This window comes from Spirosoma flavum (assembly GCF_042686045.1).
GTDB classification, from domain to species: Bacteria; Bacteroidota; Bacteroidia; order Cytophagales; family Spirosomataceae; genus Spirosoma; species Spirosoma flavum.
This window is the reverse complement of the sequence record NZ_JBHUOM010000002.1, coordinates 636,871-651,309: the sequence shown is the minus strand read 5'-3', so window position 1 is coordinate 651,309 and position 14,439 is coordinate 636,871. Positions and strand designations below refer to the sequence as shown.

Below are 14,439 nucleotides of genomic sequence, written 5' to 3'. Positions count from 1 at the left end.
GATAGTCCGATAGTGGTGCAATTAGTTAAACCGACACTAGTTTACTGGCAAGGATGTTTGTTCAGGCAGTGATATCTCTTTGCGTTCGCCAATTTGCTGCCGCCACATAGCATAATACAGCCCTTTCTGCATCAGGAGTTCAGCATGGCCACCCTCTTCGGCAACGTGGCCCCGTTCCAGTACAAAAATTCGATCGGCATGTAAAATAGTGCTCAAGCGGTGGGCAATTAATATAGTAATGTGTTGCCGCGACCCCGAAAGCTGACGTACTGTTTTGCTAATCTCTTCCTCAGTAAGCGAATCCAGGGCCGATGTAGCCTCGTCAAACACGAGCAAGGTTGGGTGACGCAACAACGCGCGGGCGATACTCAGACGCTGTTTCTCACCACCAGAAACTTTCACCCCGCCCTCGCCAATCACGGTGTCAAGTCCTTGCGGAGCCCGGTTGAGAAGGGTATCGGCAGCAGCCTGATGCAAGGCCAACAGGCATTCGTCGTCCGTAGCCTGGGGTGCGACGAAACGTAGATTTTCTCGAATAGTACCAGCAAAAAGTTGTGTATCCTGCGTAACGAATCCAATCTGCTCGCGCAACTCGTCTAAATCGATCTCCGAACCGAGGATGCCGTTATATAGTATTTTGCCAGCTAAAGGCTGATAAAGGCCCACCAGCAATTTCACCAGCGTTGTTTTACCAGAACCCGACGGACCTACAAAGGCGATAGTTTCGCCAAGTTTCGCCGTAAACGAAATACCGTCGAGTGCCGGGACATCGGCTGAAAGATGCTTGAACCGTACATCCTTGAAAGCGAGAGTTTTAATGTTATTAATTGCTTGTGGATGAAGTGGTTTTACATCGCGCGGAGTATCGAGAATCTGTTGAAAGTTGGCCAGCGATGCTTCTGTTTCCCGGTAAATATTGATAATGTTACCTAGCTCCTGCAAGGGTCCGAAAATGGCGAAGGAATAAATAAAGAGCGAGAAAAACTCACCAACCGTAATGCGTCCCTGCACAACCAGGAATAACATGAGCAGCATAATAGCGTTACGAAGCAGATTCACAAACGTACCTTGTACGAACGAAAGCGAACGGATATAGCGAACCTTCTTTAACTCCAGCCGCAGGATTTTTTCAGTTGTCGCATTTAAGCGTTCGGTTTCCTGCTGAGCCAGACCAAGGCTTTTAACGAGTTCAATATTACGCAGACTTTCGGTGGTTGATCCTGCCAGGGCCGTTGTTTCAGCCACGATGGTCTTTTGAACCACTTTAATTTTTCGGCTTAGCAACGAACTTACGAAACCAAGTAGCGGAATAGTCAGGAAATAAGCGGGTGCAATGGGCCAATACACGGTACTGGCGTACCACATGACAAATACAATGCCGACAACGGACGTAAATAATACATTGACGAACGACTGAATGAGCTTCTCTACATCAGCCCGCACTTTTTGGAGCTTACCTAGCGTCTCCCCCGACCGCTGGTCTTCAAACACCTGATAAGGCAACTCCAGCGAGTGCCGAAGTCCGTCGGTATAGAGCCGGGCACCCAACCGCTGGGTGATGACGTTGACGTAGTAATCCTGAAAGTTTTTGGCGATACGGCTAACCATAGCTACGCCTAAAGCCTGCAAAATCAGGACGCCAGCCCCGGCGCTCAAAAACTCCCAGAAGCCTACCGTCGGTAGTTCTCCACCAGGTTTAACGACGAACTGATCGATGATTTTGCGGAAAATATAAGGATCAAGTAACGAGAAAACCTGGTTGATGGTGGCTAAGAACAGGGCAAGGGCCAGCAAGCCCCAGTAATGGCGCAGATAGGAGTATAGTAATTGCATAAATACAAAATCGGTGGTTGTATAGGGTAGTAAATGTAGTAACTATAGGTAGGTTAGACGTTACTGAATACGAGTCAAACACGTAACCAATTAGTTGACGCATTCATTACCTAAAACCAAAATTTTGCTTCAATGACCGCTATTGACCACATCCATACTTGTTCCGTTAAGCACAGCAACTAATTAAAATTGTCAATAACCTGCGTGGGGTATTCTGATTTATACCTTCATTTTTAATTAATACCAAGCAGATAATAAAGGTTAATTCCAATAATTGTTCTTATAAAACAGTTTCACCATTGCCAGGATAACATTTTCCTCATTTAGCGTCTCAGACACTGAGTTTTCTGTAAATGGCACTACGTCTTTTAGATGCTCCAGCTCTATAGCCGATATTGTTTTATAGCCCATAAACCAGTTCGGAAAGGATCGGCGTTCAATAGGATTCGCGTATAATTGAATTAGTTGGGTATGTCTACTGTCCTGACTAATGACTTCGTATAAGGCTTCTACTTTTTCTTCCGGCCCTTCAAGCACTTCAATAATGCTGCCATTGAAGTACAATAAAACGCCGGTAATACCTAAAGCACGGTTCTTTTTTTGACTTTGATACATGATTAGGTTTAACTCTTCTTCAGATAGAAAAGCCGAACTAATATAAACAATACAATATTCCATTCAGGTAGTAAATTACTTAATCACTTTTGCTCAGGATATGACTACCTGATAAGCCGAGCGGGGCCAGATACTAGTTTACGAAGGCATAGTTGACTAAATGCTGAGTGTAAACGTAATGGTCATTACATCTCCATCAATGGCTCGGTTCTGAATAATCATACCCAAATCATCATCAAACAACCGGTCACCAATTTGGGGTAGGCTACCAAATGTGGTGTGAAATTTCTTGATACTGTTAAAGCAAGTAGAAAGCCGGTCAATGTATGTATCTGCTACAATTGGATCTTCATACCAGTTGTCTACTCTTGATAATTTCTTGACTTCTTGAAGCTGCTGGTCGGAAAATAAAAATTGAATTTGCCATTCGCTAATTGACCAATCTTGACCCTTTATTGCCCAGTCTTGATATTTAATTGTCTCCACAATAGATTTCATCGGTACGTTTTTAAGAGGTCTGAGGAAAGAAAATCTTGTGTACCAAGCTCTTAAGCCGGTTAGCAATACGAGAAGATACTCGTTTCATTTAAATGGCATCGATAGCCGGAGGGGATAGAAATTTCATGATCGACGTAGTAAAGAGTGCTAACTGTCGATTTAGAAGAGCAAGTAAGTGGATGCAGAATATGTCACCGATTAGACAATACGGCAACCTTTTGGTAATCAGTTTGTTTACACTATATTGAATGTAGTCGTAAATTAAATGTTAAAAAAATTAACGGCCTGGATACTATGTATCATCCAAATAAAATAAAGAATAATTCACTTTGGTGAGTTATTCTTTCAAATTCTATGAATCGATTCACTGTAATCTGGTAAACCAACGCAGCATAAGCATACTTATTCTACAAAACTTTGGATAGCCCGGTCGGAATTGGTTCATCATATAGCCGCAGTCAGCCTGATTTGGAAACACGTTAACTGCGGTTATACCTTCACGCAATTTTCCAAACAGGCAGTCTGTCTTAACAATTGCATCGAACGCGCAATACAGTCGTCATGCGTTCTCTATCAACGTTTTACTAACCGTTACACATGATTCTTCTTGTTGATGATAGGCCCGAGAATATCCTTCCCCTAAAAAAAATTCTCGAATTGCACAGCTTTTCGGTCGATACCGCCGAATCGGGAGAAGAAGCGTTAAAGAAAATTCTTAAAACCGATTATTCGGTTATTATTCTTGATGTGCAGATGCCTGACATGGACGGCTATGAAGTTGCCAATGCCATTGCAGGATTCAGTAAAGCCAAAGACACATCCATTATCTTTCTATCAGCCGTTAATACTGATAAAAAATTCATTACCAAAGGCTACACATCAGGAGGCATAGACTATTTGACAAAACCCGCTGACCCTGATATTCTGGTCTTAAAAGTTAAGACGTTTCACAAACTGTACAACCAGCAACAGGAACTCAGGGCTGCTCAAGTTTCGCTACGCAAGGAAATCGACGTTCGGAAACAGGCGCAGGATGAATTGGCAGAGCGCATGCAGGAGCTACAGGTTGTCCTGGCCTCTTTGCCGCAAATGGCGTTTAGTGTAGCTCCAGATAACCGAATCGAGTATGTTAATAAGCACTGGTTTCACTACGCCACCGATTCAACGACATTTCCGACAACGCACCCAGATGATGACTTCTGGAACGATTGGACTAATTCATTGGATAGCGGGACCGAGTTCATACGCGAAGTACGCCTGAAAGCACTGGCTACAGGGGCGTATGTCTATCATTTACTCCGGATAATCCCCATTTACCAGCAAGGCGTACTGACTCGTTGGATTGGCACTTTTACGGATATTCACCCGCAAAAACAGGCAGCCGAATTACTAGAACAGCAAGTCAATTTAAGGACGAATGAGCTCCTAATAAAGAATATGGAATTAGAGCGAATCAATCATGAGCTTCAGCAATTCACCTGGGTTGTATCGCATGACCTGAGAGAGCCACTCCGAAAAATACAGCTGCTCAACGACACTATTAAAACAAAATACCTCAGTAATAACCCCGAAGCATCTGCCTATCTTGACCGATCGATTCAGTCTTCGGCACGTATGGCTAACCTCATTAAAGATCTATTAGCCTATTCGGAATTATCAGTTCCTGAGCCGTTTCAACCAACCAATCTTACTGATTTACTCAAAGAACTACTACTGGATTTCGACGAACTAATCAGCCAGAAAGAGGCTATTGTTACGGTTGATTCATTACCCATTATTGACGCCGTACCGACTCGAATACGGCAGGTTTTCCAAAATCTGCTTAGTAATGCGCTCAAGTTTGCCAAACCAGATCAGCCTCCCGCTATTCACATTAGCGCAGAACGAGTTGACAGTAAGGCAATTGACAGTACTCCCTCGGCTACGGGTGATTTTTGCCGGATTACCGTATGCGATAATGGCATTGGTTTTGATGAAAAATTCCTGAACCGAATTTTCATTATTTTTCAGCGATTGCACAGCCAAACCAGCTACGAAGGCACGGGTATTGGTCTGTCTATTGTCAAAAAAAATATCGACAAGCATCATGGTATCATTTCGGCCCAAAGCCGAGTTAATGAAGGAGCCCGTTTTATTTTCGTTTTACCGATCAAACAAGCTAGTTCGATACCGGCTAATGAAGCAAGGTGAACGTTGTTAATTACTTACTCATGCCACAGACATCCACATCGAACTCGGTTATCCGACAACTACAAATTGTCTTTTCGCTTTCGACACTCTTACTCCTGATTAGCCTCGTCGCGTCGTTCTACAGCAGTCAAAAGCTAATCAGCAATTCCCAATTAGTCAATCATACCAATCAGGTACTGATCGAATCCGAGAACATTATTTCTTACATGAAGGATGCGGAAACGGGTCAGCGCGGCTATCTGGTTACTCTCGATCCTCTTTTTTTACAACCTTATACTGGCAGTTACGAAAAAGTAACGACCAGTTATAACCGGGTTCGTTCGTTGACCCCCGATAATCCGGTCCAGCAGAGGAATCTTGACAAAGCAAAAAACTTGTATGAAGCCAAATTTGCGCAAATGAGACGGATTATCGCCCTATCAAAACGAGACAAAGGGTTCATGCGGGATACGGCTGAGCGGCATAGAGAAATGGTAAAGGGCAAACAAATTATGGATGCTCTCAGATTAGTTATCAGCCAGATAAAAACCGAGGAGGAAAATCTACTTAATAATCGCGTTGAACAGCAACAGATTTACATCACCTATACCCCCTTTCTGCTAATTATCGCGGCTATTGTATCCATACTCATCACGATTAGCACGTATTTTAGAATCAGAAGAGATCTGGATAACCGGATTATCCAACAGAAACTAGCCGACGAAAAATACATTGAAACGGCGGGACGTATTGCGGTTATGGAAGAAATAACCCGGGGAATCGCCGGGGGGGATTACTCTGTGCGAAGTGTAGATTCGCGAGATGATGAGCTGGGACGCATTTCGAAGGCGCTAAACCAAATGGCGACCTCGCTCGAACAAACGTTTACTGATTTAAAAAATAAAAACTGGCTGCAAACCGGTGCAGTAAAACTGAGCGATGCCATTCGGGGCGAAAAGGATCTGCCCAAACTGGCAAACCGCCTGATCGATACCATCACCAACTACGTAAATGCGCCGTTGGGCACGATCTACCTGATTGATAACGACCTACGTTTTAACCTGGCCGGTAGTTATGCCGCCCAATACGTGCCCACTACTATTAGAGCCGGAGAAGGGCTTATTGGACAGGTTATTGAGCGTAAAAAAACAATTATTGTTCAGAATTTACCTCCCGATTATAGCCAGATAACCTCCTCCCTGGGTAGTTCTCTTCCATCCGCCCTGGTCATTGCTCCCCTGGTTTACGCCGATGTGTGCATAGGTGCCATTGAGCTGGGGCTTCTACGAGACCCTGACCCGCTGGAAGTCGACTTTTTAGAACACAATCTGGAAGCCATCGCTATCGGCATCAATTCCGCCCTGGATTATAGCAAGTTGCAGAACTTTCTGGAAGAGACTCAGGCTCAGGGAGAAGAATTACAGGCTCAACACAGCGAGTTGGAAAATCTGAATGCGGAGCTGGAAATGCAGGCCCAAAAACTACAGGCATCCGAAGAAGAACTGCGGGTTCAGCAGGAAGAGTTGCAACAAACTAACACCGAACTTGAAGAACGTGGCCTCCTGCTGGAAGAGAAAAATGATGAGATTCAGAAGAAAGCCGACGAGTTGGAAGTAACGACCCGGTATAAATCAGAATTTCTAGCTAACATGTCGCATGAACTCCGGACCCCACTCAACTCTATTTTGCTCTTAAGTCGTTTACTGGCCGAAAATCACGATGAAACCCTCACGAATGATCAAGTGGAATATGCCCGTGTAATTCAATCATCGGGTAATGGCTTACTTGGTTTGATTGATGAGATATTGGACTTGTCCAAAATCGAAGCCGGTCAAATGCAACTCGATTATCAGGCTGTTTCTATTACCGAAATTACGGATGAATTACAGGCTCTCTTTGGCTTGCTGGCGAAAGAGAAAGGGCTGGATTTCACCATTACCGTTGAGCCAGATGTGCCGTCGATTATCAATACTGACCATATGCGGTTAGGGCAGATTCTCAAAAACTTACTCTCTAACGCGCTCAAATTCACATCGAGTGGACATGTTACGCTCACAATTAAACGACAGCCTTCAGAACCAGATACGGTTAGTTTTGCGGTTAAGGACACCGGTATTGGTATCTCTCCCGAAAAACAACCCCTTGTCTTTGAGGCTTTTCAGCAGGCAGATGGTTCGACCAAACGAAAATACGGCGGAACGGGTTTAGGCTTATCCATTAGCCGCGAACTGGCGAAATTGCTTGGGGGCGAAATTACTCTTTCCAGCCAGATAAGTAAGGGCAGTGAGTTTACGATACACTTACCTCTTTATAAAGATGCTCCGTCTCCTTCAGTTCAGGAAAATTATAGCCCGATAGCAAAGTCGCCATCCGTCGAAACACGTCCGGCTTCATCTTATATCAATGCCAATGTTCCAGCAGCTATTTCAGATGATCGTGATGGCGTTACCAATCAGGATAAAACAATCCTGATTATTGAAGACGATCTGAACTTTGCCAAATCGCTGCTGGATTATGCGCGCAAAAAGGGCTACAAAGGTATTGTAGCTGTTCAGGGCGATGAGGGCCTAAGGCTGGCCGCTATCTACAAACCACTTGGTATCCTGCTGGATATTCAACTGCCGGTTATGAGTGGCTGGGAGGTAATGGATGCGCTGAAAGCAAATCCCCAAACCCGGCCCATTCCGGTGCATATCATGTCGTCTCACAATATGAAGAATGAAAGTCTGTTGAAAGGTGCCGTTGATTTCGTGGATAAACCGGTAGCTTTCGAACAACTCCAGGAAGTCTTCAAAAAGATTGAACAGGTACTTAACCGCGACCCCAAAAAAGTTCTGATCATTGAAGATAATGCCATACATGCCAAAGCACTGGCTTATTTTCTGGAGACTTACAACATCATTTCTGAACTAAAAAGCACCATTTCAGAAGGCATCGACGCGCTGAAGCGTGAAGAAGTAGACTGCGTGATTCTGGATATGGGGATTCCCGATACGAATGCCTGCGAAACGCTGGAAGAAGCCAGGAAAAACCCAGGATTGGAAAACCTGCCCATCATCATCTTTACTGGCAAAAGTCTGTCAATGTCCGAGGAGCTTAAAATGAAAAAATATGCAGACTCGATTATTGTCAAGACGGCCCACTCCTACCAACGTATGCTCGACGAAGTTTCGCTTTTCCTGCATTTAGTTGAGGAAAATAAACAGGCTACCGGCAAGAACGGCGCAGCCAGAAAGCTTGGTGCTCTGAGCCAGGTACTCAACGAAAAAACAGTACTGATAGCCGATGACGATGTACGGAATATCTTCTCTCTGTCAAAAGCCCTGGAACAGTATAATATGACCGTAATAGCCGCACTGGACGGGAAAGAAGCTCTACAAAAATTAGACGAAAACCCAGCCATTGATGTCGTTTTACTGGATATGATGATGCCTAAGATGGACGGATACGAAACGGCCCGAAAAATTCGCGAAAATTATCAGTGGAAGACCTTACCTGTTATTGCCGTTACAGCCAAAGCAATGACCGGCGACCGGGAAAAGTGCATTCAGGCTGGAGCTTCCGATTACATTACAAAACCCGTTGACATTGAGCAACTTATATCATTATTACGCGTTTGGCTCTATGATCGATCGTAAAAAAGTAGGGCCGGGTAGCCGATTATATCACGATGGAAACGAGCCGAATTAGTCTCTTAAAACTAACAAAATGAGCAAAAAACGAGTCTTGATCATTGACGACGATTCCAGAAATATTTTTGCCCTTACGGCTACCTTACGGGCAAAATCATTCGATTGTATCGCGTGCAGCAATGCTCAGGAAGCGCTGGATTTATTGAAAACCAATGAAGTAATTGATGTGATTCTCATTGACATGATGATGCCTTACATGGACGGCTACGAAGCCATTCCGCGCATCAAAAATCTGGATAACCGGAAAAATACGCCTATCTTCTCGGTAACCGCTCAGGCAATGGTTGGAGACCGGGAAAAATGCCTTCGGGCGGGAGCAACGGATTATATACCGAAGCCAATTGATGTGGATCGATTGTTACTTCTTTTGTCACGTAGTTAACAAATAGTGTGCTAGTATGATTGAGGAGGAAGAAATTGATTTGTTACTAACTGATCTATTTGAGGTACATGGGTACGACTTTACCCACTATGCCCGAGCTTCTTTAAAGCGACGGATTAATCGACTGTGGCTACTGGATAAATATCCCAGTTTCGCCGAACTTCGCTACCAACTCCGGTCGGATGTGGATTATCTAAAGCGTTTTGTAGAGGAGCTGACAGTCAACGTGACTGAAATGTTCCGCGATCCGCTATTTTACAAAACCCTTCGAACAGAGGTGTTGCCTACACTGTCAGCTAAGCCCTTCATTCGCATCTGGCACGCGGGTTGCTCAACGGGAGAGGAAGTGTATTCGATGGCTATCCTACTTAAAGAAGCCAATTTGCTTCATAAATCGTTGCTATATGCTACTGATCTAAACCCGGAAGTTCTGGAGAGGGCTCGGGAAGGTATCTTTACGATAACGCCGATGAAACAGTACTCAGAAAATTATATTCTGTCAGGAGGAACAAGTGATTTTTCATCCTACTATACAGCAAAGTACGGCCACGTTAAATTTAGGAATGACTTAACCGAAAAAGTGGTTTTTTCAACACACAACCTGGTATCAGATTGGTCGTTTAACGAATTTGATTTAATTCTATGCCGTAATGTGTTGATCTACTTCGACAAAGCCTTACAAGAGCGAGTATTTACACTTTTCGACGAGAGTATCGGGCCGCTTGGATATTTAGCCTTAGGGGCTAAGGAAACAATAAAATTCTCAACCTTACAGCCAAGGTACAGGCAAATAGCTAGCGAAAAGATATGGCGGAAAATAGGCTAGTCAAAAAGTACAAAGTCGTCGTTATGGGTGGTTCTACGGGCAGTATTGAGATACTGCTTAGCCTACTGCCAGCGCTACCGACCCCTTTATCGTTCGCTCTGATCATTGTCCTGCATCGTAAAAATACGGCTGACTCTACATTGGCCAACTTGTTTTCGCTTAAAACAACCAGCCCCCTGCACGAAGTAGACGATAAAGATGCAATTGAGCCAGGGACCATTTATCTGGCTCCTGCCGACTACCATCTGCTGATCGAACAGGGTGATTTTTTCTCGCTGGACGATTCTGAAAAAGTCAATTATAGTCGTCCATCCATAGATGTTACGTTCGAATCGGCAGCCGATGTGTATGGTTCCTCACTAGTCGGAATTTTGCTTTCAGGGGCTAACTCAGATGGCACATTGGGGCTAAAAGCTGTTAAAAAAGCGGGGGGCCTTCTGGTCGTTCAGCAGCCCGAAACTGCCCAGGTTGCCTTTATGCCGCAACAAGCTATTCTACATACTCCGGTTGATCATATCCTTAACATACCAGAATTAATTGCTTTTATAAAATCCATAAACACTGATTCCTACGTTTTACCTCTCTGAACTGGCCCAATTGGAATCGCTGGTTTATCGGCCTACCATTTCATTACTCTGTACTTATTTAAATGGATTAGTCAGGTTTGAGAACCTCACTTTACTGCCTATCTACTATTCGTTGAATTATTGCTGACGTATCACCTCACTATAGCCGCTAACCAATTCTTTCTTTACAACAGAAAGATGGCACAAACTCTATCGGCCCAGACCAGGGATTAGCTATTCTTTTAGTCTGTTAATAGACTTGCGAGGTCAACTGATTAGAACAAATTGGCTACTAAGAGAACTCTAATCGACCAGTTCGATAGGTGCTATCCTTATATATTAAATATATTTAATCAGATAAATTTTGTTTTCTAATAGTAAAATTCAAATCTTTATTGTTTAAAATAACAGTATACGGTAAATGATAAAGTCTTTAGCTGGTCGAATTTATGTTGGAACTGCCCTTACCTTTCTAACCGTACCAGTAATAATTATACTCTATTTTAGTGCTTTTCGGAGGCATGATGCGTTACTGGTACATTCCACAAAAGTTGAAAAAATAGCGGAACAGATTGCCAGCCTTCAACTAACATTACTGGAAATCAAGAACACTGGTCAACCTAACGCGGCCATTACTTCCATACCCAGATCATATTCTTCCCCACTGACGCTATCAGCCATCGATCGAATACTTAGCGATCTGAAAGATCTACTGGCTTTGGAACCCTCCCAACTGAATCGATTCAATCAGGTTGAAAAGGCAACGATTGCTTATCTGGCGGGGGACATCAGCCAACTGGACAATATTCGCAGCCAGTTGACACAAATCAAGCAACAATCTCAACAAGAGTTGCTGGTTCGGAAACAGAAAGAAGCCGATACCGACTACATGGAAGAGTGTGCTATGTGGGTAGCGGTTCTAGTCGCCGTTATTAACATTGCTATTTTAATATTAGTCATTTTTGAAGAGTTCCGAAAACGTCGCCGAGCCGAACGGGAATTGAAGACTAATTTGGCAACGCTGCAAACTTACAATCAGGAGAGCGAAGAACGAAACTGGCAACTCTCTGGCCTGTCGGCTATTAGCCACAGTTTGCAGGATCAGGAAAGTCCTCAGGATATGGCCAGAAATATTATTGCCACATTGACTGCTCACCTTGACTTACCCGCTGGAGCTGTGTACTTATACAATTCGGCAGGACATTATCTGGAGCGAGTAGCAGCCGTGGGCTTGCCGGCTAACGTAGCCAGTAAATTTACTCTGGACGAAGGGCTGATAGGACAGGCAGCTAAGAGTCAAAAAATGTCGATTATTAATCAGGTACCGACCGAATACTGGCAGTTGGAATCGGGTAGTGGACAGGCTCAACCGGGCCAGTTAGTGCTGGTGCCTTTGTGGTATCGTAAAGATAAAGAACTCATTGGCGTGCTTGAGCTGGTTTCCTTCCGAACACTGGAGCCGCCTGTTATAAATCTGCTTAAACGCCTGATGGAGTCGCTGGCGGTAGCCATTAATTCAGCACAAACTCACGAGCAGGTGCGCACACTTTTACAACGGGTGCAACAACAAAATGAACTGGTTGCCGATCAGCAGGAAGAACTGCGACAATCCAATGAATCTTTGTTGCGTCACGCCGAAAACTTGCAGTCATCGGAGGAAGAACTGACCGTTCAGCAGGAGGAACTACGTCAGATTAATGCTGAATTAGTAGAGAAAAATGAAGCAGTTGAAATTGCCCGGCAATCACTTTCCCTGAAAGCCAGAGAATTAGAAGTGACCAGTCAATACAAATCTGCCTTTTTAGCTAATATGTCGCACGAGTTGCGAACGCCTTTAAACAGCGTGCTGATTCTGGCCAAGCTCCTGGCAGATAATAAACTAGAAAACCTCACGATAAAGCAAATCGAATATGCCAATGTCATTTATAAATCGGGTAATGATCTGCTAAAACTCATCAACGATATATTGGATCTGGCTAAAATCGAAGCCGGTCATATCGAAGTACATCGTGAAACGGTATCGGTAAAAAGTATTTTGCGAGACCTTACCCAGTTGTTCACCGTAGTGGCCGAGGAAAAAAAGGTACAGCTAATTACAAAAATAGACGAATCTGTACCGGCGGAGGTAACTACTGACCGATTGAGATTAGAACAGATTCTCAAAAACCTATTATCCAATGCGTTCAAGTTTACCCCACGCGATGGTAAAATCACATTGTCTTTCTCGGTAGAACAGGGCGTTCCTTCACTCACCCGGCAGGATCTTCGTAAGGAAACCTCGCTGCTGGCCATTGCTGTTTCAGATACAGGGATTGGTATTCCCTCCGATAAACAACAACTTATTTTTGAAGCTTTTCAGCAGGTAGACGGTTCAACCAGCCGCAAATATGGCGGAACGGGTCTGGGATTGTCCATTAGTCGGGAATTGATAAAACGGCTGGGGGGCGAAATTACCCTGCAAAGCGAAGATGGCAAGGGAAGTACATTTACCATATGGCTACCTCTGTCAGTAGAAAGTTCAACAACTGATTTTAACCCGCCATCTATTGCAACGTCTCAGCCGCTGGTGAGGTCAACCAGCATCAATGGCACCAATTACCCAACCACTCTAACGCAGCAAAGTACCATTGCTGATGATCGGGAAAACCTGCAAAAAGGTGATAAGGTAATGCTCATTATAGAAGATGATGTTCGTTTTGCCAGCATCGTACAGGACTTTGCCCGCGCCAAAGGGTATAAAACATTGGTGGCTTTGCAGGGCGACGAGGGCTTGGCTTATGCCCGACGGTATGAACCGTCGGCTATCATTCTGGATTTACAACTACCCGTTTTAGACGGCATAAGCGTACTAAAACTGCTCAAGGACGATACGCATTTAAACCGAATTCCTGTTCATGTTATATCGGCAAACGATGCGCCCAAAGTGGCACTGCAGGGGGCGCTGGCTTATATTCAGAAACCGCTTACAAAACAGGATCTGGAAGATGCCTTTACCCGAATCAACAACCGTATTACTGAGCAGATAAAAAACGTGCTGGTGCTATCAGGCGACTACTTACCGGATAACTCACTGACGAAACTGATTGATGAAAGACACTTCGACATTACATGCGATTATGCCGTTTTAAATGATGAAGCGCTGCAAAAAGTGCATGAAAAGGCTTACGACTGCGTAATCGCTGACATCGGTAAAGACCTGGAACCGGGCCTTCACAAGTTACGCCAGTTGCAGGCTGCCATGCAGAACGATCAGATTCCGGTAATCATTTATTTAGACAAAGATCTCTCCGATTTCGATGAATTGCAGTTAAAGAAACTGTCTGATACGGTCGTTTATAACTCTGTTCAGGCGAAAGATCGATTGATGGATCAGTTGGATTTGTTTCTGTATAAAGTTCAACAGGAAAATCTCATCCATCCCTTACCTCCATCCATAAATCCACCTCTAACCACTGATCCCCCGTTGTTGACCCAAACAAACTGGCAGGGAAAAACCGTATTGCTGGTTGATGATGATATGCGTAACGTGTTTTCTATCAGCACATTACTGGAAGAAAATAAACTATCGGTTGTTACCGCCAGCGATGGACAGGAAGCCATTGAAACCCTTAACGAGAACCCTAAGATAGATCTGGTTCTGATGGATATTATGATGCCAACTATGGATGGGTATGAGGCCACGCGACGGATTCGTACAGATAAGCGCTTTGTAGATCTGCCAATAATTGCTCTGACCGCCAAAGCGATGCCGGGCGACCGGGAGAAATGCATTGAAGCTGGCGCATCAGATTACATTACCAAGCCACTGGATATTAACCAATTACTAACGGTGATGACTGTTTGGATGCCCGCCTGACT

General features: G+C 44.2%; 9 protein-coding genes. 6 read left to right on the top strand and 3 right to left on the bottom strand.

All coding sequences use genetic code 11. The annotated features are described in order from the left end of the window. Nucleotides 1-36: 36 nt before the first annotated feature. From ACFS25_RS08165 to ACFS25_RS08155, 3 genes are all read right to left on the bottom strand, one after another. Nucleotides 37-1,833, bottom strand: coding sequence for an ABC transporter ATP-binding protein (locus tag ACFS25_RS08165; protein ID WP_381498475.1), 1,797 nt, complete (start codon nucleotides 1,831-1,833; stop codon nucleotides 37-39). A gap of 261 nt (nucleotides 1,834-2,094) precedes the next feature. Then, nucleotides 2,095-2,511 carry a BLUF domain-containing protein gene (locus ACFS25_RS08160; protein WP_381498472.1) on the bottom strand — a complete coding sequence of 139 codons (417 nt, stop codon included), beginning with the start codon at nucleotides 2,509-2,511 and terminating at the stop codon, nucleotides 2,095-2,097. A 93-nt stretch (nucleotides 2,512-2,604) separates the two neighbouring features. After that, nucleotides 2,605-2,946, bottom strand: a complete 342-nt coding sequence (locus ACFS25_RS08155; protein ID WP_381498470.1) for a hypothetical protein — start codon at nucleotides 2,944-2,946, stop codon at nucleotides 2,605-2,607. Between the two features lie 597 nt (nucleotides 2,947-3,543). On the opposite strand from ACFS25_RS08155, the gene ACFS25_RS08150 reads away from it, so the two are divergent. The 6 genes from ACFS25_RS08150 to ACFS25_RS08125 all read left to right on the top strand — a co-directional run bounded on the left by ACFS25_RS08150 (nucleotide 3,544) and on the right by ACFS25_RS08125 (nucleotide 14,437). Beyond that, on the top strand, nucleotides 3,544-5,136 hold the full coding sequence (locus ACFS25_RS08150; protein ID WP_381498468.1) for a hybrid sensor histidine kinase/response regulator: 1,593 nt from the start codon (nucleotides 3,544-3,546) through the stop codon (nucleotides 5,134-5,136). Nucleotides 5,137-5,156: 20 nt separating this feature from the next. Continuing rightward, the gene (locus ACFS25_RS08145; RefSeq protein WP_381498465.1) at nucleotides 5,157-8,753 is read left to right on the top strand and encodes a response regulator; all 3,597 of its coding nucleotides are present in this window, start codon (nucleotides 5,157-5,159) and stop codon (nucleotides 8,751-8,753) included. A 70-nt stretch (nucleotides 8,754-8,823) separates the two neighbouring features. Continuing rightward, entirely contained in the window at nucleotides 8,824-9,189 is a 366-nt protein-coding gene (locus tag ACFS25_RS08140) for a response regulator (RefSeq protein WP_381498462.1), read from the top strand. Between the two features lie 16 nt (nucleotides 9,190-9,205). Next, a complete protein-coding gene (locus ACFS25_RS08135; protein ID WP_381498460.1) occupies nucleotides 9,206-10,015 on the top strand; it encodes a CheR family methyltransferase in 810 nt (269 codons plus the stop codon). Next, nucleotides 9,997-10,602, top strand: a complete 606-nt coding sequence (locus ACFS25_RS08130) for a chemotaxis protein CheB (protein ID WP_381498456.1) — start codon at nucleotides 9,997-9,999, stop codon at nucleotides 10,600-10,602. Before ACFS25_RS08135 ends, ACFS25_RS08130 begins: the two co-directional genes overlap by 19 nt. Nucleotides 10,603-11,002: 400 nt before the next feature. Beyond that, nucleotides 11,003-14,437, top strand: a complete 3,435-nt coding sequence (locus ACFS25_RS08125) for a response regulator (RefSeq protein WP_381498454.1) — start codon at nucleotides 11,003-11,005, stop codon at nucleotides 14,435-14,437. Nucleotides 14,438-14,439: the final 2 nt, after the last annotated feature.